The 25,017-nt window shown below is 72.3% G+C and carries 19 protein-coding genes; 11 read left to right on the top strand and 8 right to left on the bottom strand.

What is annotated here, in order from left to right:
- The first annotated feature begins 5 nt into the window (after positions 1-5).
- From guaA to IF29_RS0135605, 3 genes are all read left to right on the top strand, one after another.
- Entirely contained in the window at positions 6-1,595 is a 1,590-nt protein-coding gene (gene guaA, locus IF29_RS0135615) for a glutamine-hydrolyzing GMP synthase (RefSeq protein ID WP_030264413.1), read from the top strand.
- Positions 1,596-1,778: 183 nt separating this feature from the next.
- Entirely contained in the window at positions 1,779-2,540 is a 762-nt protein-coding gene (locus IF29_RS0135610) for a class II aldolase/adducin family protein (RefSeq protein WP_051726471.1), read from the top strand.
- Positions 2,541-2,758: 218 nt separating this feature from the next.
- Complete coding sequence (locus IF29_RS0135605; RefSeq protein ID WP_063757687.1) at positions 2,759-3,301, top strand: DoxX family protein; 543 nt, start codon at positions 2,759-2,761, stop codon at positions 3,299-3,301.
- Here IF29_RS0135605 and IF29_RS0135600 read toward each other — a convergent pair.
- Both IF29_RS0135600 and IF29_RS0135595 read right to left on the bottom strand, forming a co-directional pair.
- Positions 3,232-3,561 (bottom strand): hypothetical protein, encoded by a 330-nt coding sequence (locus tag IF29_RS0135600; protein WP_030264407.1) that lies wholly within the window; start codon positions 3,559-3,561, stop codon positions 3,232-3,234. The two genes, IF29_RS0135605 and IF29_RS0135600, sit on opposite strands and share 70 nt — an antisense overlap.
- The gene (locus tag IF29_RS0135595) at positions 3,558-4,967 is read right to left on the bottom strand and encodes a PspC domain-containing protein (protein ID WP_030264405.1); all 1,410 of its coding nucleotides are present in this window, start codon (positions 4,965-4,967) and stop codon (positions 3,558-3,560) included. The genes IF29_RS0135600 and IF29_RS0135595 overlap by 4 nt, the downstream gene beginning before the upstream one ends.
- A 216-nt stretch (positions 4,968-5,183) precedes the next feature.
- Between IF29_RS0135595 and IF29_RS0135590 the strand changes: the two genes are divergently transcribed.
- Together IF29_RS0135590 and IF29_RS0135585 are read left to right on the top strand one after the other, a co-directional pair.
- A complete protein-coding gene (locus IF29_RS0135590; RefSeq protein ID WP_037597866.1) occupies positions 5,184-6,542 on the top strand; it encodes an ATP-binding protein in 1,359 nt (452 codons plus the stop codon).
- A complete protein-coding gene (locus IF29_RS0135585) occupies positions 6,539-7,300 on the top strand; it encodes a LuxR C-terminal-related transcriptional regulator (protein WP_380523436.1) in 762 nt (253 codons plus the stop codon). Before IF29_RS0135590 ends, IF29_RS0135585 begins: the two co-directional genes overlap by 4 nt.
- Positions 7,301-7,399: 99 nt before the next feature.
- Here the strand turns inward: IF29_RS0135585 and IF29_RS0135580 are convergent, their stop codons facing one another.
- Positions 7,400-8,428 (bottom strand): C40 family peptidase, encoded by a 1,029-nt coding sequence (locus tag IF29_RS0135580; protein WP_030264399.1) that lies wholly within the window; start codon positions 8,426-8,428, stop codon positions 7,400-7,402.
- Positions 8,429-8,658: 230 nt separating this feature from the next.
- Between IF29_RS0135580 and pcrA the strand changes: the two genes are divergently transcribed.
- Positions 8,659-11,217 (top strand): DNA helicase PcrA, encoded by a 2,559-nt coding sequence (gene pcrA / locus IF29_RS0135575; protein ID WP_030264397.1) that lies wholly within the window; start codon positions 8,659-8,661, stop codon positions 11,215-11,217.
- On the opposite strand, the gene IF29_RS0135570 is transcribed toward pcrA, so the two are convergent.
- Positions 11,193-12,767 (bottom strand): amino acid permease, encoded by a 1,575-nt coding sequence (locus IF29_RS0135570; RefSeq protein ID WP_084715411.1) that lies wholly within the window; start codon positions 12,765-12,767, stop codon positions 11,193-11,195. The two genes, pcrA and IF29_RS0135570, sit on opposite strands and share 25 nt — an antisense overlap.
- A 281-nt stretch (positions 12,768-13,048) precedes the next feature.
- Here IF29_RS0135570 and IF29_RS0135565 point away from each other — a divergent pair, with 281 nt between their 5' ends.
- The 4 genes from IF29_RS0135565 to IF29_RS0135550 are packed head-to-tail and all read left to right on the top strand — an operon-like array spanning position 13,049 to position 19,156.
- On the top strand, positions 13,049-15,505 hold the full coding sequence (locus IF29_RS0135565) for a GcvT family protein (protein WP_030264393.1): 2,457 nt from the start codon (positions 13,049-13,051) through the stop codon (positions 15,503-15,505).
- A 47-nt stretch (positions 15,506-15,552) separates the two neighbouring features.
- On the top strand, positions 15,553-16,686 hold the full coding sequence (locus IF29_RS0135560; RefSeq protein WP_030264391.1) for an aromatic ring-hydroxylating oxygenase subunit alpha: 1,134 nt from the start codon (positions 15,553-15,555) through the stop codon (positions 16,684-16,686).
- Entirely contained in the window at positions 16,683-18,365 is a 1,683-nt protein-coding gene (betA, locus tag IF29_RS0135555; RefSeq protein ID WP_030264387.1) for a choline dehydrogenase, read from the top strand. The genes IF29_RS0135560 and betA overlap by 4 nt, the downstream gene beginning before the upstream one ends.
- The gene (locus tag IF29_RS0135550; protein ID WP_380523431.1) at positions 18,362-19,156 is read left to right on the top strand and encodes an IclR family transcriptional regulator; all 795 of its coding nucleotides are present in this window, start codon (positions 18,362-18,364) and stop codon (positions 19,154-19,156) included. The genes betA and IF29_RS0135550 overlap by 4 nt, the downstream gene beginning before the upstream one ends.
- A 22-nt stretch (positions 19,157-19,178) precedes the next feature.
- Here IF29_RS0135550 and IF29_RS44095 read toward each other — a convergent pair whose 3' ends face one another.
- On the bottom strand, positions 19,179-20,348 hold the full coding sequence (locus IF29_RS44095) for a M23 family metallopeptidase (protein ID WP_051726469.1): 1,170 nt from the start codon (positions 20,346-20,348) through the stop codon (positions 19,179-19,181).
- Positions 20,349-20,499: 151 nt separating this feature from the next.
- Positions 20,500-21,291 carry an esterase/lipase family protein gene (locus tag IF29_RS0135540; protein ID WP_051726470.1) on the bottom strand — a complete coding sequence of 264 codons (792 nt, stop codon included), beginning with the start codon at positions 21,289-21,291 and terminating at the stop codon, positions 20,500-20,502.
- Positions 21,292-21,537: 246 nt separating this feature from the next.
- Here IF29_RS0135540 and IF29_RS0135535 point away from each other — a divergent pair, with 246 nt between their 5' ends.
- Positions 21,538-21,951, top strand: coding sequence for a coenzyme B12-dependent isobutyryl CoA mutase small subunit (locus tag IF29_RS0135535; protein WP_030264377.1), 414 nt, complete (start codon positions 21,538-21,540; stop codon positions 21,949-21,951).
- Positions 21,952-22,044: 93 nt separating this feature from the next.
- On the opposite strand, the gene IF29_RS48665 is transcribed toward IF29_RS0135535, so the two are convergent.
- Both IF29_RS48665 and IF29_RS0135525 read right to left on the bottom strand, forming a co-directional pair.
- The gene (locus IF29_RS48665) at positions 22,045-23,571 is read right to left on the bottom strand and encodes a DUF5691 domain-containing protein (RefSeq protein WP_030264369.1); all 1,527 of its coding nucleotides are present in this window, start codon (positions 23,569-23,571) and stop codon (positions 22,045-22,047) included.
- Positions 23,568-24,965, bottom strand: coding sequence for an SWIM zinc finger family protein (locus tag IF29_RS0135525; protein ID WP_030264368.1), 1,398 nt, complete (start codon positions 24,963-24,965; stop codon positions 23,568-23,570). The genes IF29_RS48665 and IF29_RS0135525 overlap by 4 nt, the downstream gene beginning before the upstream one ends.
- Positions 24,966-25,017: the final 52 nt, after the last annotated feature.

The raw sequence follows: 25,017 nt of genomic DNA, 5'->3' as shown, positions 1-25,017 counted from the left end.
GCCCTGTGGCAATCGCGACCCCCGACCACCAGACGACAGACACCGTGCTCGTCGTCGACTTCGGCGCCCAGTACGCCCAGCTCATCGCGCGCCGGGTGCGCGAGGCCCGGGTCTACAGCGAGATCGTCCCCTCGACCATGCCGGTCGCCGAGATGCTGGCGAAGAAGCCGGCGGCGATCATCCTCTCCGGCGGGCCGTCCTCGGTGTACGCCGAGGGTGCCCCGGTGCTGGAGCGGGCGATCTTCGAGGCCGGGGTCCCGGTCTTCGGCATGTGCTACGGCTTCCAGCTGATGGCGGTGGCGCTCGGCGGCACCGTCGACAACAGCGGCGCCCGCGAGTACGGCCGGACCGAGCTGACCGTCTCCCGCCCCGGATCGACCCTGTTCGAGGGCACCCCGGCCGAGCAGTCGGTGTGGATGTCGCACGGCGACGCCTGCTCCGCCGCCCCTCCCGGGTTCACCGTCACCGCCTCCACCGGGGTGGTCCCGGTCGCCGCCTTCGAGGACGACGCCCGCAAGCTCTACGGCGTCCAGTACCACCCAGAGGTGCTGCACTCCACGCACGGCCAGCAGATCCTGGAGCACTTCCTCTACCGCGGCGCCGGCATCGCCCCGTCCTGGACCACCACCAATGTGGTGGAGGAGCAGGTCGCGCTGATCCGGGCCCAGGTCGGCGACAAGCGCGCCATCTGCGGCCTCTCCGGCGGCGTGGACTCCGCGGTCGCCGCCGCGCTGGTGCAGAAGGCCATCGGCGCCCAGCTGACCTGCGTCTACGTCGACCACGGGCTGATGCGCAAGGGCGAGTCCGAGCAGGTCGAGAAGGACTTCGTGGCCGCCACCGGCGTGCAGCTGAAGGTCGTCGACGCCGAGGAGCGCTTCCTGACCGCGCTGGCCGGGGTGTCCGACCCGGAGCAGAAGCGCAAGATCATCGGCCGGGAGTTCATCCGGGTATTCGAGCAGGCCGCGAGCGAGATCGTGGCCGAGGCCGGCGCCTCCGGCGAGTCGGTGGAGTTCCTGGTCCAGGGCACCCTCTACCCGGACGTGGTGGAGTCCGGCGGCGGCACCGGCACCGCCAACATCAAGTCGCACCACAATGTCGGCGGCCTCCCCGAGGACCTGCAGTTCCAGCTGGTCGAACCGCTGCGCAAGCTGTTCAAGGACGAGGTCCGGATGGTCGGCGCCGAGCTCGGCCTGCCCGACGAGATCGTCCAGCGGCAGCCGTTCCCCGGTCCGGGGCTGGGCATCCGCATCGTCGGCGAGGTCACCAAGGAGCGGCTCGACCTGCTCCGCGAGGCCGACGCCATCGCCCGCGCCGAGCTGACCGCGGCCGGGCTGGACCGCTCGATCTGGCAGTGCCCGGTGGTGCTGCTCGCGGACGTCCGCTCGGTCGGCGTCCAGGGCGACGGCCGCACCTACGGCCACCCGATCGTGCTGCGCCCGGTCTCCTCCGAGGACGCCATGACCGCCGACTGGTCCCGGGTGCCCTACGAGGTGCTGGCGAAGATCTCCACCCGGATCACCAACGAGGTCGCCGACGTGAACCGGGTCGTGCTGGACGTCACCAGCAAGCCGCCGGGCACCATCGAGTGGGAGTAGCCGCCTTCGGCTGCTCCCGCAGGGCCCTGCCGTCGCCGTCGTCCGCTCAGCGGGCGGCGGCGACGTCGCGTTTCCGGCCGTGGTCGGCTCTGGTCATTGCTGGTACTCAGGGGTAGCTTCCAGGCTCAGGACACCACCATGAGGAGAGCCGCCGTGACCAACCCGCCGCCGGGGCCCGTGCCCATGGACCAGTTGCAGTTCGCGCTGCCGCAGAAGTTCGCGACCGTGGAGGAGGAGCGGCAGCACCGCAAGGAGCGGCTGGTGGTGGCGCTGCGGCTGTTCGGCAGGTTCGGCTTCGAGGAGGGCGTGGCCGGGCACATCACCGCCAGGGACCCCGAGTGGACCGACCACTTCTGGGTGAATCCGTTCGGGATGTCCTTCAAGCGGATCACGGTCGGCGATCTGATCCTGGTGAACCACGACGGCCAGGTCGTCCAGGGCCGCCACCACGTCAACGCCGCGGCCTTCGCGATCCACTCGCAGGTGCACGCGGCCCGTCCGGACGTGGTGGCGGCCGCGCACAGCCACTCCCTCTACGGCAAGACGCTGTCCGCGCTGGGCGAGCTGCTGGAGCCGATCACCCAGGACGTCTGCGCCTTCTACGAGAGCCATGCGCTGTTCGACGACTACACCGGGGTGGTGCTGGACCAGGAGGAGGGCCGCCGGATAGCCGTCGCCCTGGCCGGCCACAAGGCGGTGATCCTGCGGAACCACGGGCTGCTGACGGTGGGCGACTCGGTGGACGCGGCCGCGTGGTGGTTCATCACCATGGAGCGGTCCTGCCAGGTGCAGCTGATGGCCAGGGCGGCGGGCAAGCCGGTGCTGGTGGACCACGAGAACGCTGTGCGCACCAGGGATCAGCTGGGCAACGACCTGGTGGCGTGGATCAACTACCAGCCGCTGGTCGCCGGGCACGGGGATGCGTTGGTCGGGGCGTTCGAGTAGGGGGTTTCTGTTCCGCTCTCTGCTGCGGGCCGTAGTTGGCTGGTCGCGCAGTTCCCCGCGCCCCTGGGGGGCTGCAACTGGCTCAGTTGCACATGGCAGGGGCGCGGGGAACTGCGCGACAAGCCCGGCACATGCTGCACCCGCGAACTGAACCTTGCGTTGCACCCGTGCGTAGGGGACAGATGTACGAACGGTCAGTTCGAGAGGTGGAGACCAGCATGGATCTGTCAGAGAAGGCGACCCGGTACGCGCTGCTGCCGCTCCGGCTCTTCCTGGGGGTGACCTTCATCTATGCGGGGCTGGACAAGCTCACCGACTCGCACTACCTGGCCGGGCTGAGCGATCCGACCTCCTTCGCCTCGATGACCACGGGCGTCAAGGCCGGCAGCCCGATCGGTCCGCTGCTTGACCTCGCCCTGAAGGCGCCCACCGGCTTCGCCCTGGCCATTGCGATAGGCGAGCTCGCGGTGGGCCTCGGGGCTCTCTTCGGGCTGCTGGGGCGGATCGCGGCGTTCGGCGGGGTGCTGCTGAACCTGAGCTTCTGGCTGACCGTGAGCTGGCAGGTGCACCCCTACTACCTGGGCAACGACCTGATCTACCTGATGGCCTGGGTGCCGCTGGTGCTGGCCGGGACGCCGTACCTGTCGCTGGACGGGTGGCTGGCGTCCCGGCGGCGCCATGCGGCCGGGGCTCACAGCCTGCGTTCGGGGTCCTCGTCCAGCAGCCCGAGCGAGTCCAGGTCGGTGGAGAGGTCGTCGTAGCGGTACGGGTGCTCCCCGGAGGGTGAGCCGGCCGCAGGGGTCCCCGCGGGCTCCTCCGGCAGGTTCTCGCGCTGGCCCCGCGCTATCCGGTAGATGGCCCCGGCCAGTCCGGCCACCCCGAGCGCGACCAGCAGCAGCGGGATCACCAGGCGGCCGTTGACGCTCAACTGCCCGGCGGCGTCCAGCAGGTAGAGCACGGCGATGGCGACGAAGGCCAGCCCCGCGATCAGCGAGAACAGGTCGAGCTGATGGCGCTTCACTGGGTGACCTCCAGGTCTCCGACGCCGACGTTCAGGTCGAGGCTGACGGTTCCGTGCTTGGCCGCGGCCTCGGGGGCGATGTCCGCGGTGCGGCTGGTCGAGACGCCTCCGGCGCTGCTGTCGTCGGGGAGCCGGATGCTGCCGATGCCGACGTGGGCGTCGATCCTGAGCTCGGTGCCCGGCGGCACGATCACGGTGAGCTTGCCGAAGTCGAGATGGACCCTGGTGCTCACGGTCTGCCCGGCGGCCGGTGCGGCGGCGCTGAGGTCCAGCGTGGCGTCGCCGCCGTCCAGCTGATAGCTGGGCTGCACCGTGCCGGCCGTGACCGGGGTCCAGGTCATGTGCTGGTAGGCGGTGCGCAGGTGGACCGGCCCCGCGCCGACGGCGGTGACCGCGAGGGTGAGCAGCGTGGCCCACACCGCCAGGCTGCGGCCCCGCCCCCAGAAGGAGCAGACCACCAGGCCCAGGCCCAGCACCAGCAGCGCGGCGGCCAGTACCGCCAGCACGTTGACCGGGCGGTTGTCCTTGGCGGCGACCCACCACACCGCGCTGCCGGTGATGAGGGCCAGGAAGAAGAAGGCCGAGCCGAGGAAGGACCGCTGGCGGGTCCGCCGGCGGGCGGGGACCGGCGCGGGCGCCCGGGGCGCCGGCGGGGGCTGCGGCGGGGTGTACGGAGGCAGCGGCTCGGTCGGGTCCGCGTCGCGCGGAGCGGCGTCCTCGGGTTCCTTGAGCAGGCCGACGGTGGGCGCGCCGTCCTGCGGCGGCGGGTCGCCGGCGGGGCGCTTCTCCATCGGGTCGGCCCTCTGCCACCAGGCCGGGGCCGACGGCGGGACCGGCACGGTGGGCTGCTCCGGGGGCGCCGACGGCGGGCTGGTGCGGAACTTCAGGCCGAAGACCGAGCCCTCCACACCGCCGCCGGCCGACTCGGCCTCGTCGGCCGCGCCGATGACCGGCTGCTCCCAGCGGCGCGGGTGCTTGGCCGGGTCGTAGCGCAGCGCGGCGAAGGCCAGCAGGGCGATCAGGGTCAGCGGGAAGATGTGGCCGGTGCTGCCCATGTAGGAGAAGAAGATGCCGGTGCCCAGCACGGTCACCAGCACCGCGCCGAGCGACTGGCCGTCCACCCGTCCGGACAGCAGCCGCTGCAGCTCGTTCCGCCTGGTCCGCTCGACCGGGACGATCAGCCAGGCCAGGCCGTAGATGAACAGTCCGACGCCGCCGGAGAGGCAGAGCACGGCGATCACCACCCGGAACACCACCGGGTCGATGTCCAGGTGCCGGCCCAGGCCGCCGCAGACCCCGGCCACCACGCGGCGGTCGCGGCTGCGTTCCAGCGGGGGCCGTGCGGCGCGGGCCGGCTGCGGGCCGGCCTGGGGTGGTGCCGGTGGCGGAGGCGTCTCGTCCTTCATGCCTCCATCCTGCTGCCCCGGGAGCCCGGAGCCCATCAGGCATCTCCCTGACCGGACCCTGAGATACCCCCTCGGTAGATACCCGCAGCGCTCCGGACGTGTGACGATCGTGGTGTGGCAGCCACCGACTTCGACCCCGATCCCGCGCAGGCAGCGGCGTCCGCGCCTGCGCCCGGACCCGCTCCCGCGCCGGAGCCTGCGCCGGGACCCGCGCCGGTGCGCAAGCTGTACCGGATCCCGGACGGGCGGATGCTCGGCGGGGTGGCCAACGGGCTCGCGGCGCACCTGGGTGTCGGCCGGTTCTGGGTGCGGGTCGCCTTCGTGGTGCTGCTGCTGGGCAACGGGCTGGGGGCGCTGCTGTACGCGGCCTTCTGGTTCGCGGTGCCGATGGGGCTGCGCGCCGGTGCGGCTCCCGCGACGACCTGGCAGGTCGGCAACATCGGCCCGTACTCGCTGGAGAAGCAGCAGCGCGGGCTGCGCCGGGTCCGCCAGCTGCTGCAGCAGACCATCCAGGGCGAGCCGACCGTGGACGGGCAGAGCGCCCCCGGCGCCGGCTCGACCCGTCCGGCCACCGGGCCGGGCTCCGCGGAGGACGAGGAGCACCGCGGCCCGCTGCTGGCGCTGATCGCCGTCGTCGCCGGACTGCTGGTGTTCCTCAACACCGTGACCAAGCAGGCGACTTCGCCCTACGTCTGGCCGATACTGCTGGCCGGCCTGGGGGTCGCCGTGGTCTGGCGGCAGGCCGACGACGCGCGCTGGGCGCGCTGGTTCTCGCTGGGCGAGAGCAAGCGCGGCTCCACGGTGCTGCGGACCCTGGCCGGGGTGCTGCTGGTCGCGGCCGGTGTGGTCGGCTTCCTGTTCGTCTCCGGGACGCTGGCCGACTTCGCCAAGGTCGCCCAGGCCGTGCTGGCGGTGCTGGCCGGGGCGCTGCTGCTGGGCGGCCCGTACCTGCTGCGGATGTGGCAGGACCTGGGCACCGAGCGCGGGGAGCGGATCAGGGCGCAGGAACGCGCCGAGGTGGCCGCCCATCTGCACGACTCGGTGCTGCACACGCTCACCCTGATCATGCGCAACGCCGAGGACCCCAAGGAGGTGACCCGGCTGGCCCGCGCCCAGGAGCGGGACCTGCGGCAGTGGCTCTACCGGCGGCCGAGCGACGCCGACGAGGCCGAGGCGGCCGCGGACACCCTGGCCGAGTGCGCCCGCAAGGTCGCCGCCGAGGTGGAGGACCTGCACGGGGTGCCGGTGGAGGTGATCGTGGTCGGCGACTGCCCGATGGACGAGAAACTGGTGGTGCAGTTGCAGGCCGCCAGGGAGGCGCTGGTCAACGCGGCCAAGTACGGTGGCGGCGAGCCGGTCTCGATGTACGCCGAGGTCGAGGGGAACACCGTCTGGGTGTTCGTCCGCGACCGCGGCCCCGGCTTCGACCTGGACTCCGTGCCGGAGGACAGGATGGGCGTGCGCGGATCGATCATCGGTCGGATGCAGCGCAACGGCGGGCACGCGCGGGTACGTCCGGCTCCCGCCGGCGGTACCGAGGTCGAACTTGAGATGGAGAGGGCGAGCGAGCAATGACGACGGGCGGGGACGAGATGGCTGCCGGGACCGGGACCGCCGGGACCGAGGGCGCCGGGGCCGAGGGCGGTCGCCGGGCGCGGGTGGTGCTGGTGGACGACCACCGGATGTTCCGCACCGGCGTGCGTGCCGAGATCGGGCAGACCGAGCGCACCGGCGTGGACGTCGTCGGCGAGGCCGCCGATGTGGAGCAGGCCGTCGCGGTGGTCACCGCCACCCGGCCGGACGTGGTGCTGCTCGACGTCCACCTGCCCGGCGGCGGCGGGGTGGAGGTGCTGCGGCGCTGTGCCCCGCTGATGCCTGGCGGCACCGCGCCGGCGACCTCGCCCGAGGGCGCGGAGGCGGTGCGGTTCCTGGCGCTGTCGGTCTCCGACGCGGCCGAGGACGTCATCGGCGTGATCCGGGGCGGCGCCCGCGGCTACGTCACCAAGACCATCACCGGCACCGACCTGGTCGACGCGATCTTCCGGGTCGCCGACGGCGACGCGGTCTTCTCGCCGCGGCTGGCCGGCTTCGTCCTGGACGCCTTCGCCGCCACCGACACCCCGCCGGTCGACGAGGACCTTGACCGGCTGACCCAGCGCGAGCGCGAGGTGCTGCGGCTGATCGCCCGCGGGTACGCCTACAAGGAGATCGCCAAGCAGCTGTTCATCTCGGTGAAGACGGTGGAGAGCCATGTCTCCGCGGTGCTGCGCAAGCTGCAGTTGAGCAACCGTCACGAACTGACCCGCTGGGCGACGGCGCGACGGCTGGTCTAGTGCAACTTGCCCACGTCGGTTCAGTTGCAGCCCCATAGGGGCGCGGGGAACTGCGCGACAAGCCATGCACGAGCCGCACCCGACAACCCCGCCCTGCCCCTACCCGGGGCGGACCGCACCGCTGATCGGCATCTCGTCCACCGGCGCGTACTCCACCGACGCGCCGGGGTGCGGAGCGTGGATGATCTGGTGGTTGCCGACGTAGATGCCGACATGGCTGATGCCGGAGTAGTAGAAGACCAGGTCGCCGGGTTGGAGCTGGCTGACGGAGATCCGCTGCCCGGCGTTGATCTGCTCGTAGGTGGTCCGTGGCAGCGAGACCCCGGCGGCGGCCCAGGCGGCCTGGATGAGCCCCGAGCAGTCGAAGGCGTCCGGCCCGGCCGCACCCCAGACGTAGGGCTTGCCGAGCTGGGCCCGGGCGAAGGCGACCGCGGTCGCGGCGCGGCCGGAGACCGGGGCGGGAGGTGCCTCGGCGGCCCCGGGGGCCTGCTCGGCGGCGGCCTGCTGCGCGGCGGTGAGGGTGCCGAGCAGCTGACGGGCGGCGGCCAGCTTCGCCTGGACCTGGGCCCGCGCGGCGGAGATGCGCTGCTGGGCGGCCTGGAGCCGGGCCAGTTGGGCGGTGGCGGCGGCCTGCTCCTGGTCCAGGGTGCGGCGCTGGGTCCCGTACTGGGTGAGCAGCTGCTGCTCGGAGGCGTTGAGCCGGCTGAGCGAGCCGGCCTGCTGCAGGAAGTCGTCCGGGTGGGCGCTGGTGAGCAGCTGGATCAGCGGGTCGACCCCGCCGCCCCGGTACTGCGCGGCGGCGACCGCCCCGAGCCGGGTCTGCAGCGTGGTCATCGCCGCCTGGGTACGGGCCGCCCGGTCCTGCAGCTCGGCGGTCTGCTGCTGGAGCGCCGCGGTCCTGGCGACCGCGCCGTCGTAGTCCTGGGTCGCCGCCTCGGCCTGCTGGTAGAGCTGGTCGACCTGCGACTTCACGCCCTCGGCGGTGGGTCTGGGATCGGCGTGCCCGGGGTGGGCGAACACGGTGACTGACGCGGCGGCGGCCGTGGCCAGGGTGACCGCGGTGCGGGTGGTGGCCCGGGTGGTGACGGCGGCCAGCGGGTTCGGTCTCGGTTTTCGGTGCGACGCCATGGGCCGGGACGCTAGTCCGGCGGGGACCGGCGGCGAGGGGCGGAGTTCGAGGCTGGTCGAAGTTCTGCGGAACTGATCGTTCCGATTGATGAAGTCCTGGCTGATTGGGCAGCGGATCCGCCCGTAGTTGAGCGAAACACTGATCAATCGGATCATCTGACCGTGCTCGGCGGCAGCGGTCCGCGGATAGCGGCCAGGAGTGTCGGTGCGGACGCCTAGACTCGTTGACGATGAGCAGCCTCTTTGATGACATTCCCCTGCCCGGTCTGCAGGGTTCCGCCGCGGAGCCGCCGGCCGACCATGCCGGCCATGCCGACGACGACCTCCCCTACGAGGAGGAACTGCCCGCCGACCTGTTCGCGGGCAGCTTCGACGCGCCCCCGCCGCAGCGCGAGGGGTACTACCGCGACGGCGCCCCGCGCCCGGTCGCGGACCCGGCCGCGCTGCTGGACGGGATGAACCCGCAGCAGCGCGAGGCCGTGGTGCACGCCGGCTCGCCGCTGCTCATCGTGGCCGGCGCGGGTTCCGGCAAGACCCGGGTGCTGACCCACCGGATCGCCTACCTGCTGGGGGCGCGCGGGGTGCAGCCGGGCGAGATCCTGGCGATCACCTTCACCAACAAGGCCGCCGGCGAGATGCGCGAGCGGGTGGAGGCGCTGGTCGGGCCGCGGGCCAAGGTCATGTGGGTGTCCACCTTCCACAGCGCCTGCGTCCGGATCCTGCGCCGGGAGAGCAAGAAGCTGGGCTTCACCTCCAGCTTCTCGATCTACGACTCCGCCGACTCGCAGCGGCTGATGGCGCTGGTCTGCCGGGACCTGGACCTGGACCCCAAGCAGTTCCCGCCGAAGTCCTTCACCGCCAAGGTCTCCAACCTCAAGAACGAGCTGGTCGACGAGGAGACCTACGCCGGGCAGGCCGCCAACCCGATGGAGCGCAAGCTCGCCGAGGCCTACCGGCTCTACCAGGCGCGGCTGCGCGAGGCCAACGCCCTCGACTTCGACGACATCATCATGACCACGGTGCACCTGCTGCAGGCGTTCCCGGACGTCGCCGAGTACTACCGGCGCCGCTTCCGGCACATCCTGGTGGACGAGTACCAGGACACCAACCACGCCCAGTACATGCTGGTCAGGGAGCTGTCCGGGGGTGCGGCCGGGTCCGCGCCGAAGAAGACGGTGGACGGCGAGTTCGTCAATCCGGCGGCGGCCGGGCTGGCCACGGTGCCGCCGGCCGAGCTGTGCGTGGTCGGTGACGCGGACCAGTCGATCTACGCCTTCCGCGGCGCGACCATCCGCAACATCCTCGACTTCGAGGAGGACTACCCGAGCGCCACCACCATCCTGCTGGAGCAGAACTACCGCTCCACCCAGACCATCCTCAGCGCCGCCAACGCGGTGATCGAGCGCAACACCAACCGCCGCGCCAAGAACCTGTGGACGGCCGGCGCCGACGGCGAGCTGATCACCGCCTACGTCGCCGACGACGAGCACGGCGAGGCGCAGTTCGTCGCCGACGAGGTGGACCGGCTGACCGACTCGGGCGCGGCCCGTCCGGGCGACGTCGCGGTGTTCTACCGCACCAACGCCCAGTCCCGGGTGTTCGAGGAGGTGTTCATCCGGGTCGGGCTGCCCTACAAGGTGGTCGGCGGGGTGCGCTTCTACGAGCGCCGGGAGGTCCGGGACGTGCTGGCCTACCTGCGGGTGCTGGCCAACCCCGAGGACACCGTGCCGCTGCGGCGGATCCTCAACGTCCCCAAGCGCGGGATCGGCGACCGGGCCGAGGCGATGATCGAGGCGCTGGCGTCGCGCGAGCGGATCTCCTTCGCCCAGGCGCTGCTGCGCGCCGACGAGGCGTACGGAATGGCTTCGCGCTCGCTCAATGCGGTGAAGAAGTTCAACGATCTGCTGGCGAAGCTGCGCGGGGTCGTAGAGTCGGGTGCAGGACCGGCGGCGGTGCTGGAAGCCATCCTGGAGGAGACCGGCTACCTCGCCGAGCTCCAGGCGTCGACCGATCCCCAGGACGAGACCCGGGTCGAGAACCTGCAGGAACTCGCGGCCGTGGCCCTGGAGTTCGAGCAGGAGGAGGCCGCGGCGGAGCCCGCGGACCCCGAGGCGGAGCCGGTCGCGACCGGTCTCGCCGCGTTCCTGGAGCGGGTGGCGCTGGTGGCGGACAGCGATCAGATCCCGGATGACGACGACGGTGAGAGCAAGGGCGTCATCACGCTGATGACGCTGCACACGGCCAAGGGGCTGGAGTTCCCGGTGGTGTTCCTGACCGGGATGGAGGACGGGATCTTCCCGCACATGCGGACCTTCGGCCAGGCGAAGGAGCTGGAGGAGGAGCGCCGACTGGCCTATGTGGGGCTGACCAGGGCGCGGGAACGGCTGTACCTGTCCCGGGCGGTGCTGCGCAGCGCCTGGGGGCAGCCCTCGTACAACCCGGCGTCGCGCTTCCTGGAGGAGATCCCGCCGGCGCTGGTGGACGAGAAGCGGTCCTCCGCGGCCGCGGTACCGTCCGCCCGCGGCTCCTTCGGGGGCAGCGGCGGGGCCAACGGCGGCGGTGGCAGGAAGTCCTCGGCGCCCGCGGGTTGGGGCCGGAGTGCGGGGCGGATCAAGGAGCGGGCGGCGGTGTCACTGGCCGTCGGCGACCGGGTGACGCACGACCGCTTCGGCCTTGGCACCGTCGTGGCCGTGGGCGGACCGGCGGACGATGCCAAGGCGACGATCGACTTCGGTGCGGAGGGGACCAAGCAGCTGCTGCTGCGCTACGCCCCGGTGGAGAAGCTCTGATCCTGGGGCTGGGCCGGGTCCTCGGGCTGGGCCGGCGGTTGCGGCTGTGACGCGTTGCGGCGCAGCAGGTAGAGGCCCAGCCCGACGGCGGTGATGACGGCGGTGAAGACGACGGCGCCCCACTGGAAGTACCAGTGGTCGTTGCCGTAGACGGCGGCCCGGGGCCAGGCGAGGTTGACGGTCATGGCCGCGCCGTACAGCACCGCGAAGATGTTCACCGGCAGGCCCCAGCGGCCCAGGTTGAAGTGCGGGCCGTGGTTCTCGCGGGGCCACTCGCCGCGCAGGCGGCGCAGCAGCATGGGCGCGGTCACCATCAGGTAGGGGATGTAGAAGAGGATGATCGCGACCGAGGTCAGGATGTAGAACACCCGCTGGTTGCCGATGTTGACCAGCAGCAGGGCGATGGTGAGCACCCCGGTGAGCAGGGCCGGCACCATCGGCGTCTTGGAGCGCGGGGAGACCCGGGAGATGGCGGCGGACCAGGGCAGCCGTCCGTCCCTGGCCATGGAGAAGATCAGCCGGATGGCCGCGGTCTGCACGGCCAGGCAGCAGACGGTGATGGCGATGGCGGAACAGACCAGGAAGGCGTCGCCGAGGCCGGTGCCCAGGGTGCTCTTGATCAGGTAGGGCATGCCCAGGGTGCCGATCTCCTTGGCGTTGATGTTGCCGACGGCCATCATGCCGACCAGCATCAGCAGGCCGCCGGCGATGAAGGCGGCGGTCAGCGCGCGCAGGATGGCGCGGGGGGCGTGCAGCCGGGGCTGCTTGGTCTCCTCGGCCAGGGCGCCCGCGGTGTCGAAGCCGTAGAAGACGTAGGCGCTCATCAGTGAGGCGACCAGGAAGGCGCCGAGGTAGCCCCAGGAGTGGCCGGCGCCGGTGCCGGCGGTGTGCAGCACCACCTGCGGGCCGCGCTTGATGTGGACGGCGAGCATGATGATCAGCAGGGTGACGCCGATGAGCTCCACGGCCACACCGAGGTTGTTGAGCTTGGCCATCAGCCGCACGCCGATGATGTTGACGATGGTGGTGAAGACGACCAGGCCGAGCGCCAGCAGGATGGCGTTCCTGGCCCCGTTGGGAGTGCTGGTGAGCCCGGCGTCCGCGGAGCCGCCGACGATCTGGAAGGCCAGCGACACCTGGGGAAGGATGATCTGGTAGGCCACCGCGACGGCGGCTGCGGTGACGATCGCCCCGATGGACATGATCCATCCGGCCATCCAGGAGGTGCCGGGGCCGGCGATCTGCTTGGACCACTGGTAGACCGAGCCCGCCAGCGGGAACTGCCCGGCCATCTCCGCGAAGCAGAGGGCGACCGCCAGTTGGCCGACGAAGACCAGCGGCCAGGTCCAGAAGACGGCGGGGCCGCCGCTGGCGAAGCCGAAGCCGAAGAGCTGGAAGACGCCGGTCATGATCGAGATGTAGCTGAAGCCGGCGGCGAAGCTGGAGAAGGAGCCGAGCGAACGCTCCAACTCCTGGCGGTAGCCGAAGCCGGCCAGGTCGTGGGTGTCCTCGGAGTGGGTGGGTGTGGGCGGCGGGCTGAGGGTGCTCATGGTCGCTCCAGGTGCGGGCGGGGGTCGGGGAACGCACGTCTGGCGGGAACGCAGCAGCAAGATTTCGTTGCGCCATGAGAGACAGTCGCCTTCATCTGCAACGAGGTGTCGCCAAGCATGGGAGCGCCTCGATGCAGCGTCAAGTACTACACGTGAACGTGGTGTTACTTGCCCGAGGTGCTCTTGACACCCCCTCGCGGTGCGAACACCCTGGTGCTCAGTTCCTCATCGTGAGTTGGGTTTCTCCATACGCAACAATTCCGGGAGGGCGGTCCTCGGCTATGACGGCACAACCCGCAGTAGTGATCATCGGAGCCGGGATCGTCGGCTGCGCGCTCAGCGACGAGCTGTCGGCGCGCGGTTGGACCGACATCACGGTGCTGGAGCAGGGCCCGCTGTTCGCCACCGGCGGCTCCACCTCGCACGCTCCCGGGCTGGTCTTCCAGACCAACGCGTCCAGGGCGATGAGCGAGTTCGCGGCGTACACGGCCCGCAAGTACGCGGCGCTGTCGCTGGACGGGCGCCCCTGCTACCGGCCACTGGGCGGCCTTGAGGTGGCCACCACGCCGGAGCGGGCGGAGGAGCTGAAACGCCGTCACGGCTGGGCCACCGCCTGGGGGATCGAGTCCCGACTGGTCGACACCGAGGAGTGCGCCCGGCTCTACCCGCTGCTGGACCGCGACCGGGTGCTGGCCGGCTTCCACACCCCCGGGGACGGGCTGGCGGACGCCGTCGCGGCCGCCGCGGCCCAGGCCCGGACAGCGAGCGGACGAGGCGTCAGATTCCTTGCGCACCACACCGTCACCGCCATAGAGCAGCACGCGGGACGGGTCAGCGCGGTGGTCACCGACCAGGGGGTGTTCCGGGCCGACATCGTGGTCTCCTGCGCCGGGTTCTGGGGTCCGCTGATCGGCCGGATGGTCGGCGCCGAACTACCGCTAGTCCCGCTGGCGCACCAGTACGTCCGCACCACCCCGGTGCCGGCGCTCACGGCACCCGGAGGGGCGGCCGGCGGGGTGGCCGAGGACCTGCCGATCCTGCGGCACCAGGACCAGGACCTGTACTTCCGGCGGCACGGCGACCGGATCGGCATCGGCTCCTACGCCCACCGGCCGCTGCCGGTGGACCTGGACCGGCCGCTGGGCGGGGGCGGCGGCCCTGACATGCCGTCGGCGCTGGCCTTCACCGAGGAGGACTTCGAGCCCTCCTGGCAGGAGTCCCGGCGACTGCTCCCGGCCCTGGGCGCGGCCAAGGTCGAGGAGGGCTTCAACGGGGTGTTCTCCTTCACCTCGGACGGCTTCCCGCTGCTGGGGGAGGATCCGGCGCTGCCGGGCTTCTGGCTCGCCGAGGCGGTCTGGGTGACCCACTCCGCCGGTGCGGCGGCGGCCGTCGCCGAGCTGATGGTGGACGGGCGCTCCCGGTTCGACCTGCACGAGTGCGAGATCGGCCGGTTCGACCAGGTGCAGCTGGCGCCCTCGTACACCCGGCAGCGCGGCTGCCGGAACTTCGTCGAGGTCTACGACATCCTGCATCCGCTGCAGCCCGCCGAGCAGCCCCGCCCGCTGCGGGTCAGCCCCTTCCACGTCCGCCAGCGCGAGCTGGGCGGGTACTTCCTGGAGGCCGGCGGCTGGGAGCGGCCGCACTGGTTCGAGGCCAACGCCGGGCTGCCGGAGGTCGCCGAGGTCCCGGGCCGGGGAGAGTGGGCCTCCCGCTACTGGTCGCCGATCGCCGGGGCGGAGGCGCTGGCGACCCGGCGCCGGGTCGGGCTCTACGACATGACACCGCTGCGGCGGCTGGAGGTGACCGGGCCCGGCGCGCTGGCCCTGCTCCAGGGCGCGACCAGCAACCAGCTGGACAAGCCGGTGGGCACGGTGACCTACACCCTGCTGCTGGACGAGGGCGGCGGCGTCTGCAGCGACCTGACCGTGGCCCGGCTCGGCGAGCAGCACTTCCAGGTCGGCGCCAACACCCCGCTCGACCTGATCCGGCTGCAGCGGCTGCTGCCCGAGGACGGCAGTGTGCAGCTGCGCGACAGCACGGCCGGCACCTGCTGCGTCGGCGTCTGGGGCCCGCTGGCCAGGGAACTGGTCCAGCCGCTCACCACGGCCGACTTCTCGCACCGGGGCTTCGGCTACTTCAAGGCCCGCCGGGCCTGGATCGGCGAGGTCCCGGTCACCGCGCTGCGGGTCTCCTACGTGGGCGAGCTGGGCTGGGAGCTCTACACCGACGCCGACTGCGGCCTGCGGCTGTGGGACACCCTGTGGCAGGCCGGGCAGCCGCTCGGCGCGGTCGCCGCCGGGCGCAGCGCCTTCAACAGCCTGCGGCTGGAGAAGGGCTACCGCTCCTGGGGCGCGGACCTCACCGCCGAGCACCACCCCTACCAGGCGGGATTGGGCTTCGCGGTCCGGCTCGACAAGGGCCCCTTCACCGGCCGCGAGGCGCTGCTGCGGCTGAAGGACGCCCCGCCCGAACGGCAGCTGTGCTGCCTGGTCCTCGACGACCCGTCAGCGGTGGTGCTGGGCAAGGAACCGGTGTACGCCGACGGCGCGCCGGCGGGCTACGTCACCAGCGCGGCGTACGGGTACAGCGTCGGCGCCTCGATCGCCTACGCCTGGCTGTCGGCATCCTCGGCCGCGCCCGGCAGCCGGGTCGAGATCGAGTACTTCGGCGAACGGCTGCCGGCCCGGGTGGCCGCGGAGCCGCTGTTCGACCCGCGGATGGAGGCCATCCGGTGCTGAGGCCATCCGGCGCCGAGCAGGACGTCCCCACCGAACGGAAGGCAGGCATGACCGTCACCGAGCACCCCGCCAGTCTGCTGCCCACCCTGCCCGGGGCGGCGTACACCGACCCCGGGGTGTTCGCCCGGGAGCAGCGGCTGATCCTGGAACGGATGTGGTTCTGCGCGGTCCGCGCCGCGGACCTGGGATCCCCCGGCGCCTTCCGCACGGTCCAGGTCGGCCGGGAGAGCGTACTGCTGACCCGGGACGCGACCGGCGCGGTACGGGCCTTCCTCAACCTCTGCCGGCACCGCGGCGCACTGGTCTGCACCGAGGAGTCCGGCCAGGTCAAGCGGGCCTTCCGGTGCCCGTACCACGCCTGGACCTACGGCCTGGACGGCAGGCTGACGGCCGCGCCCAACCTGGTCCGGATGCCTGACGTGGACCGCACCGCATACGGGCTGCTCCCGGTCCGGGTGCGGGAGTGGCTCGGCTACGTCTGGGTGTGCCTGGCCGACGACCCGCCCTCCTTCGAGGAGCAGGTCGTCGGCGCGGCGACCGAGCGGCTCGGCGATGCCGGGGCCATCGGCCACTACCAGGTCGAGGAGCTGGCCGTCGGGCGGCGGATCCGCTACGACGTGAAGGCCAACTGGAAGCTCATCGTCGAGAACTTCATGGAGTGCTACCACTGCGCCACCATCCACCCCGAACTCACCCAGGTGCTGCCGGAGTTCAGCAACGGCTACGCGGCCCAGTCCTATGTCGGCCACGGCGCCGAGTTCTCCGGCGCGGCGCAGGGGTTCACCGTCGACGGCAGCCCGGGCGCGGACCGGATACCCGGCGTCTCGCCGGAGCAGGACCGGCGCTACTACGCGATCACGGTGAAGCCGCAGGTCTTCGTCAACCTGGTGCCCGACCACGTGATCGTGCACCGGATGTACCCGCTGGCCGTGGACCGGACCGTGGTGGAGTGCGACTGGCTGTTCCTGCCCGAGGTGGTGGAGTCGGGACGGGACCTGTCGCTGTCGGTGGAGCTGTTCCACCGCGTCAACGTCCAGGACTTCGACGCCTGCGAGCGCTGCCAGCCGGGGATGGCCTCGCGCGGCTACGCGCGCGGCGGCGTCCTGGTGCCCAGCGAGCACCACATCGGGGAGTTCCACGCCTGGGTCACCGCCGCACTCGCCGAGGAGGAAGAGCGATGAGTTCCTACGACTTCGTGATCGTGGGCGGGGGTTCGGCCGGCTGCGCCCTGGCGGCCCGGCTGAGCGCGGACCCGGCCAACCGGGTGCTGGTACTGGAGGCGGGCCGTCCTGACTACCCGTGGGACGTCTTCATCCATATGCCGGCCGCGCTGACCTTCCCCATCGGCAGCCGCTTCTACGACTGGAAGTACGAGTCCGAGCCCGAGCCGTTCATGAACGGGCGCCGGATCTACCACGCCCGCGGCAAGGTGCTCGGCGGCTCCAGCAGCATCAACGGCATGATCTTCCAGCGCGGCAACCCGCTGGACTACGAGCGCTGGGCCGCCGACCCCGGGATGGAGGACTGGGACTACGCCCACTGCCTGCCGTACTTCCAGCGGATGGAGAACTGCCTGGCCGACGACGGCACCGACGGCGGGTTCCGCGGCCACGACGGACCGCTGGTGCTGGAGCGCGGACCGGCGACCAACCCGCTGTTCGGGGCCTTCTTCGAGGCGGTCCAGCAGGCCGGCTACCCGCTCACCGACGATGTCAACGGCTACCGGCAGGAGGGCTTCGCGGCCTTCGACCGCAATCTGCACCGGGGCCGCCGGCTCAGCGCGGCCCGGGCCTACCTGCACCCGGTGCTGAACCGGCCCAACCTGGAGGTCAGGACGCGTGCCCTGGTCACCAGGGTGCTGTTCGAGGGGAAGCGGGCCACCGGCGTCGAGTACCGGCAGGGCCGCGGCGGTGCGGCCCGACAGGTGCGCGCCGGGCGGGTGGTGCTCTGCGGCGGTGCGATCAACTCGCCGCAACTGCTGCAGCTGTCGGGCGTCGGCAACACGGACGAGCTGGCGAAGCTGGGCATCGACCCGGTGCACCACCTGCCGGGCGTCGGCGAGAACCTCCAGGACCACCTGGAGGTCTACGTCCAGCACGCCTGCACCCAGCCGGTGTCGGTGCAGCCCGCCCTGAAGCTGTGGCGACGGCCGTTCATCGGTGCCGAATGGCTGTTCCTGCGCAAGGGACCGGGCGCCACCAACCACTTCGAGGGCGGCGGCTTCGTCCGGGGCAACGACCGGGTCGACTACCCCAACCTGATGTTCCACTTCCTGCCGATCGCGGTGCGCTACGACGGCTCGGCCCCGGCCGGCGGCCACGGCTACCAGGTGCACATCGGCCCGATGTACTCGGACGCCCGGGGCTCGGTCCGGATCGTCTCCACGGACCCCCGGGTGCACCCGGCGCTGCGCTTCAACTACCTCTCCACCGAACAGGACCGGCGCGAGTGGGTGGAGGCGATCCGGGTCACCCGCAGCATCCTGGGCCAGGACGCCTTCGCCCCGTTCAGCGGCGGCGAGATATCCCCCGGCCCGGCGGTGGAGACCGACGAGCAGATCCTGGACTGGGTGGCCCGCGACGGCGAGACGGCCCTGCACCCCTCCTGCACCTGCCGGATGGGGACCGACGAGATGTCGGTGGTGCACCCGGACTCCATGGCCGTGCACGGCCTGGAGGGGCTGCACGTGGTGGACGCCTCGGCGATGCGCTACGTCACCAACGGCAACATCTACGCCCCGGTGATGATGCTCGCCGAGAAGTCCGCGGACCTGCTGCTGGGCAACACCCCGCTGGAGCCGCAGCGGATCCCCTTCTACCGGCACCGGGAGGCCGCGGAAGGGCATACCGTTGCGCCATGAGCAACAACACGGCTGTCACTGCACCGACTGCCTCCCCGGTGCAGTCGGTCGACCGGGCGGTCAGCATCCTGGAACTCGTCGCCCGCCGCGGTGAGGCCGGGGTGACCGAGATGGCGGCCGAGCTGGGTGTGCACAAGTCCACCGCCTTCCGGCTGGCCGCGGCCCTGGAGCAGCGCGGGCTGCTGGAACAGCCGGGGGACCGGGGCAAGTACCGGCTCGGCCTCGGGCTGGTCCGGCTGGCCGGTGCGGCGACGGTGCGGTTCGACCTGTCCCAGCAGAGCCGCCCGGCCTGCGAACGGCTGGCCGCGCAGGTCTCGGAGACCATCAACCTGGCCATCCTGGACGGCGACGCGGCCGTCAACATCGACCAGGTGCTCGGCCCCTCGGCGGTCACCACCCACAACTGGGTAGGACAGCGGACGCCGCTGCACGCCACCTCCAGCGGCAAGGTGATGCTGGCCCATCTGCCGGAGGCCGCGCTCCAGGAGCGGCTCGCCCCGGGGCTCGACCGCTTCACCCCGGGCACGGTCACCGACCCGCGGTTGCTCCGCACCCAGCTGCGCACCGCGCTGGAGGCCGGATTTGCCTACTGTGTGGAGGAGTTGGAGACCGGACTGAACGCCGTCGCCGCGCCGGTGCTGGCCCAGGACGGGCAGCTGATCGCTGCGATCAGCGCCTCGGGCCCGTCCTACCGGTTGACCGAGGAACGGATCCCGGAGGTCGCGGCAGCTGTGAAGGCGGCGGCCGCGGAGGCGTCGGCCCGGCTCGGCTTCCTGCCGATCCGTCGCTGACGCGGCGTGAGCCGATGGCTCGTCAGCGCGGGTCGAGGCCGTGGGCGAGCAGCCAGGGCAGCGGGTCTATCGCCGCGCCGCCGTCCGGGTGCACCTCGAAGTGCAGGTGTGGTCCGGTGGAGTTGCCGGTGTCGCCCGAGTAGGCGATCACGTCGCCGGCCTTGACCGAACCGCTGCGCACCTTGTAGGCGCTGAGGTGGCAGTACCAGGTCTGGGTGCCGTCGGGGGCGGTCAGTATCAGCATGTTGCCGTAGTAGGCGTTCCACTTGGTGCTGACCGTGCCGTCGGTCACCGCGTGCACGCTGGTGCCGGTGCTCACCGGGAAGTCGATTCCGGTGTGCAGGGACATCCAGTGCGTGCCGGCCTGGCCGAACAGCGCGCTGAGGCCGACGTGCTGGGTGATCGGCAGCACGACCTTGGGGGTCTCGGCGGCCTTCTTCTTGGCCGCCGCGGTACGCAGCGCCAGGGCCTGCCTGGCATGGTCCCGGCTGGCCTGCTCGGCCGAGGCCTTGGCCTCCTGCGCGGCGAGCGCCTGCGCCTTCTGGTCGGCCGCGGTGAGCGTCGAGTTGGCGTCGCTGGCAGTGGCGTTGGAGTGGCCGGAGGCGCTGCTGCCCGGTGCGAGGGTGGCCGCCGCGGCCCCGGCGATGCCGAGAACGGCCACCGAGGGGACGGCGATGGTCAGGACGGCGGAGCGGCGCCGGCTGGTGCGCTTCTGCGCCGCGCGGGCCGCCGCACGGCCACCGGGACGTGCCTCCGGCAGGGCGGCGAGGGGCCGCTCCGGCAGCTCGGGGTTGTCGTCCAGGTCATCCAGGTCGTCCAGCGGCTGCGGGTCCTCCAGCAGGTCCTCCGGCTCCTCCTGGTACGGGGAGGGCTCCTCGGCGACCGCGGAGTCCTGGTACTGGAGGTAGGCCAGGTCCTGGGGGGTCAGCTCGTCGAGGACGGCCGTCATGGTGCTGGTCGCCTGGTACGCGGGGTACTCGTAGCCGACCTCGTACGGCTGTGCGTACTGCTGCTGCTCGTAGGGCGGCTGGTACTGCTGCTGGGCGTACTGCTGGGGGTAGGGCTCGGGTTCGGGGGTCCAGTAGTACTGCTGCGGTGGCTGCTGTTCGTAGTAGTACTGCGGTTGCGGCGACTGCGGGTAGTAGTACTCCTGTTGCTGCGTGTGGTCGTACCAGCCGGTGTCGGCGGTCATGCACGCCCCCCGCTCGGCGCACGATGCGGAGCGTCGTCGTCCACCACAGCAGTCCCAATCCTCGAACCGAAGGAAATTGAGCGTGACTGTATCCCTCGTAACGGGACGGCCACAATCTCCCGGGAAAGGTATCCACTTATGGGGGGAATTGTCAGGCGGTGAGTCGTATCGGTCCGTCCAGGACCCCCAGCTGTGGTCCCGTCAGCACCTCCCGCACCTGTGTGATCACGGTGCGGTGGACCGGCAGAGTGACATGTCCGGAGCCCAGGACCAGGACGTTCTCCGCCCACAGGTCCGGGTGGCGGAGTGCGGCGCTGCGCTGCGGGAGGATCAACGGGTCGTGTTCGCCGCGGAACGCCACGAACCGGGTGGTGCAGCCGGGCGCGGGGGCGCCCAGCTCCTGGAACACGCCGCTGCCGGGCAGCAACTGACGGGATATCGGCAGCGGGTGCAGCAGATGGGCGCTCAGGGTGCCCTCGTGCGGCGTGGCCAGCGTCACCACGGTGTGGACGTGCTCGTCGCCGCCGAGCCGCTGCACGTAGTAGCGCGCGATCAGGCCGCCCAGGCTGTGGCCGACCACGGCCACCCGCTCGCCGCCGTAGACCTCGCGGGTGTGCCGCACGTGCCTGCCGAGGAGATCGGCGGCCTCGCGCAGGTCGACGGTGATCGGGTTGTAGTTGAGCGCGTGCACATGCTCCCAGCCGTGGGAGGCCAGCGAGCGGCGCATCCGGCTGAACACGGCGCGGTTGTCGAACAACCCGTGCAGCAGCAGGACCGGGGTGTGCGGTGCGGCGTCCGCGCTGTGCGCACACGCGGGGGCGGGCAGCGGCCAGCGCTCCGGGGGTATCCCGCTGGGGTACAGCAGCAGGTGGCCGACGAGCGCGGACCCCTCCTGGCCTGCGGCTCTTGCCAGGGTGACGGCACGGCAGAACGGGATGCCCATGGCCTGCACCTCCCCGTCGAGGTCCTTCGGAGGGTGACGCGGATGACACGCTGGGGTGTCGGCAGGTCGGCTCCGGGCCCAATACGCAGTGAACGTCTGTTCTGAAGGGATTCTCCCCTCGCCCATGCCCGCGAAACGGCAGGCGACCGGCGCGGGGAGTAGCGTTCGCCCATCGGATGGGAACGATCGTTAACATGCGAGGGCGAGCGGCGGCGAAATCGCGGCGGCGAAATCAAGGAGGCAACGATGGGCGTGTCCGGACCTCTCCGCGTGGTGGTGGCCAAGCCGGGCCTGGACGGCCACGACCGGGGCGCCAAGGTGATCGCCCGCGCGCTGCGCGACGCGGGCATGGAGGTCGTCTACACCGGCCTGCACCAGACGCCCGAACAGATCGTCGACACCGCGATCCAGGAGGACGCCGACGGCATCGGCCTGTCGATCCTCTCCGGCGCGCACATGACCCTCTGCGGACGCGTGGTCGCGCTGCTGAAGGAGCGGGAGGCGGAGGACATCACCGTCTTCGTCGGCGGCATCATCCCGGACGACGACATCCCCCTCCTCGCCGAACTCGGCATCAAGGGCATCTTCACTCCGGGCGCGACCACCACCGAGATCGTGTCCTGGGTAACCACCAACCTCCGCTCCACGGCAACCGCGTAGCCATGCACGGACCTCAGGGGCGCGGGGAACTGCGCTGCCAACCATGCACCTCCGTAGTGGGCTGGTCGCGCAGTTCCCCGCGCCCCTGGGTGGTCACGGGTTGAGCTCGGAGAGCATGGTGGCGCGTAGGCGGAGGGTTGCGGCGAGGCGGGTGAACATCTCGGCCCAGGCCGAGTCCGCGTCGGCGGCCAGCGCGTCCAGGCGGTCCGCCGTCTCCGGGGGCAGCGCCCGCTCGGCCACGCCGAGCACCCCGCTGTGGCTCCACGGGTAGCCCCCACCCGCGGCCACCCGGGTCAGCGCCCGCAGCACCGCCTCGGCCAGCGTCGGCGGCCAGGGGGCCGGGCAGGCGACCAGGAGCTGGAAGACGTCGCCCAGCCCCTGCGACCCGCTCAGGAAGTCCGCCGTCCAGCGCGCCCGCTCGTCCGGCGGCAGTACCGCCAGGAGCTTGGCCGCCGTGCCGGCCCCGGGGCCGATCCCGGCCAGCAGGGCGCGGGCCCAGGCGGTGTCGTTCTGGCGGACCGCCGCGCGGGCCCAGGCGTCGTGCAGGTCCTGGGCCCACTCCTCGGAGACCGGCAGGGCGAGTACCTCGGCCGGGGTGCCGAACCCCTCGCACCAGGTGCCGAGCGGGGTCGCGGCCACGATCTCGCCCAGCCAGAACGCCCGTGCGGAGCGTCCGGTGGGAGAGGTCGCGGGTATGCCGTCCCGCTGCATGGCGGCGTCGCAGGCGGTCGGCGGGTGCACGGTGAGCCGCGCACCCCCACCGGCCGTGGTGAGCGCGACCGCGGCGCGGGCGCGTTCGGCCATCCGGCCGGCCAGGGCGGAGCCGGGGAGCGTGGAGAGCAGTTCGGCGGCGGTCAGCCGGACGTTCTTGGAGCGGTCGCTGAGCGCGGACTCCAGGAAGGGCTCGTCGGCGGCGGAGAGGTTCTCCTGGAGGGCGTCCAGGAACAGCAGCCGGTCCTCGGCCCGTTCGGTGGACCAGCTGCCGACCAGCAGTTCCCTGGCCCCGGCCGGATCGCGGCGGCGGTACCGGGTGAGGTAGGTCACCCGCTCGGCGAACAGCCCCTCCTGCCACAGCCGTTGCTCCTCGTCCTGGCCCCCGCCGTCACCGCGGACCGGGGTGCGCAGCACATAGCGCCAGTCCGGGTTGCGTTCGGCGAGCCAACGCCCCAGCGGGCCGGCCAGCTCCACCGCGTCGCCGCGCAGCTCGCTGCGGGCGCGGGCGGCGTCCAGCAGCGGCGGCACCAGCGGTGCGGGGGCGCGGTAGCCGTGGGTGTTGGCGGCCGCCAGGTACTGCGGCAGCAGCTCGTTGACATTGGCGAGGCTGCCGGCCCCGCTGCTGCTCCCGGGGGCGGGCAGCAGCATGGCCAGGCGCTGCGACGCGCTCTCCGGCAGGGCCGGCCTGGGGTCCTCCGGGGCGGGCGGCGTCGCTGGTGCCGCCCGTCCGGGGAGCAGGCCGGCCCGCCGGCCGACGGTGTGCAGCGCGGCCCGGTCCAGCAGGGCGGTGGCGGGGTCGGTGGCCGGGTCGGTGTCGGCCGCGCCGGGCAGCGGACGGCGGTCGGTGCCGAGCAGGGCGGTGGTGACCAGCTCCGGCCAGTCGGTCCCGTCGATCGCTGTGGTCATGGCCGGCCTCCGAACTGGGCGACTGTGAGCGGGCGGACGGTCCCGCCGTCCTGGTACCAGGCGGTGACCGGGGTGAAGCCGCGGTGGCCGCACTCGCCGAACAGCGTGAGCGGACGGCCGCCGGAGGCGGCGAGCAGCCGCCACAGGCCGGAGTCGGGGACCGAGCGCCGGTCCACCGGCAGGGACTGCTCGGTGGCGGGGTCGGCCAGCTCCCAGCCGATCGCGGTGGGCGCGGGTATCACCCGGCGCAGCACCACCGGCCAGGACTCCAGCCAGGGGTCGTCGCCCAGGGCCCGCCCGTAGGCGTCCAGCGCGGCGGTCAGATCCAGGCCCTCGGGGGCCGCCCCGGTCGGCTCCGGGGTCTCCGGGGCGGCGTAGCGGGTGCCCAGGGCGGCGCGCAGCGGGCGTACGCCGGGATGGAAGGCCAGCTCGGCGTCGAGCAGCAGGCCGGTGGGGAGGGCGAGGTCCGGGGCCGTCCCGGGGCGGCCGAAGGCCAGCAGCAGCGCGTCCCGGCCGCTGCTGCTGCCGCGCAGCCAGATCCGACGGGTGATCAGCCGGTCGTCGGCGCTGTCCCTGCTGCCGAGGACCAGCCACCGGTCCCGCAGCAGCGGGCCGCGCAGCAGTTCGGCGGCGTCCACGGTGAAACCCACCCGGGAACGGACCGTGGCCGCCAGCGGCGCGGGCAGGAGGTCCACCTGCCGGTAGCCGGTCGCGAGCAGGTGCAGCAGCCCGTACTCCTCCAGCAGCCGGGCCGGCCAGCCGCTGCCGGAGCCCGGTACCGCACCCAACTCCCTTGCCCTGGAAGCCAGTCCCGGAGCCTGCGCATCGACCATCCGGGCTGCGACATCGCCCCAGCCGGCGTAGCCCTGACCGGGGGCGTCGGCCAGGCCGGAGCGGATCCGGTCGGCGAGCCTGGCCTCCAGCTCGGACGCGCCCGCGGCGACCCGCGCCGCCCGGCGGGACAGCCGCCGTTCGGCGGCGGCGCGCGCGTTGTCGTCCGGCTCGGGCTGCGCCTCCCGCTCCTGCTGCTGCCGCTCGGACTTCAACTGCCGTGCCGCCAGCCAGCCCTCGGCCCAGTCCGGTACCTCCGACGGGTCCCCGACCTGCTCGGCGGCCCCCTGCGACCAGCGCAGCAGCAGCGCCAGCGCGTGTTTGCAGGGGAACTTGCGGCTGGGGCAACTGCACTGGAAGGCGGGCCCGGAGAGGTCCACCACCGTACGGTAGGGAGTGCTTCCGCTGCCCTTGCACTCGCCCCAGACCGCCGTCCTCGCGGCAGCGGAGACGGAACCCTCGGCCGACCACGGCGCGGGCGCGGAGAGCTTGCCCGCGGCCTTGCGTGACGGTGCGTCAGGGGCGAGTGAGAGAACGTGCTCGGGTGTCCACCGATCCTCCATGGCCACGACGGTAGAGGGAGGGTCCGACAATCGCCCTCCGCCGTGCATCGCC

The sequence above is a fragment of the Streptacidiphilus jeojiense genome, assembly GCF_000719095.1.
Lineage (GTDB): Bacteria > Actinomycetota > Actinomycetes > Streptomycetales > Streptomycetaceae > Streptacidiphilus > Streptacidiphilus jeojiensis.
Note: the sequence above shows the minus strand (reverse complement) of the source record. Positions and strands in the feature narration are given on the sequence as shown.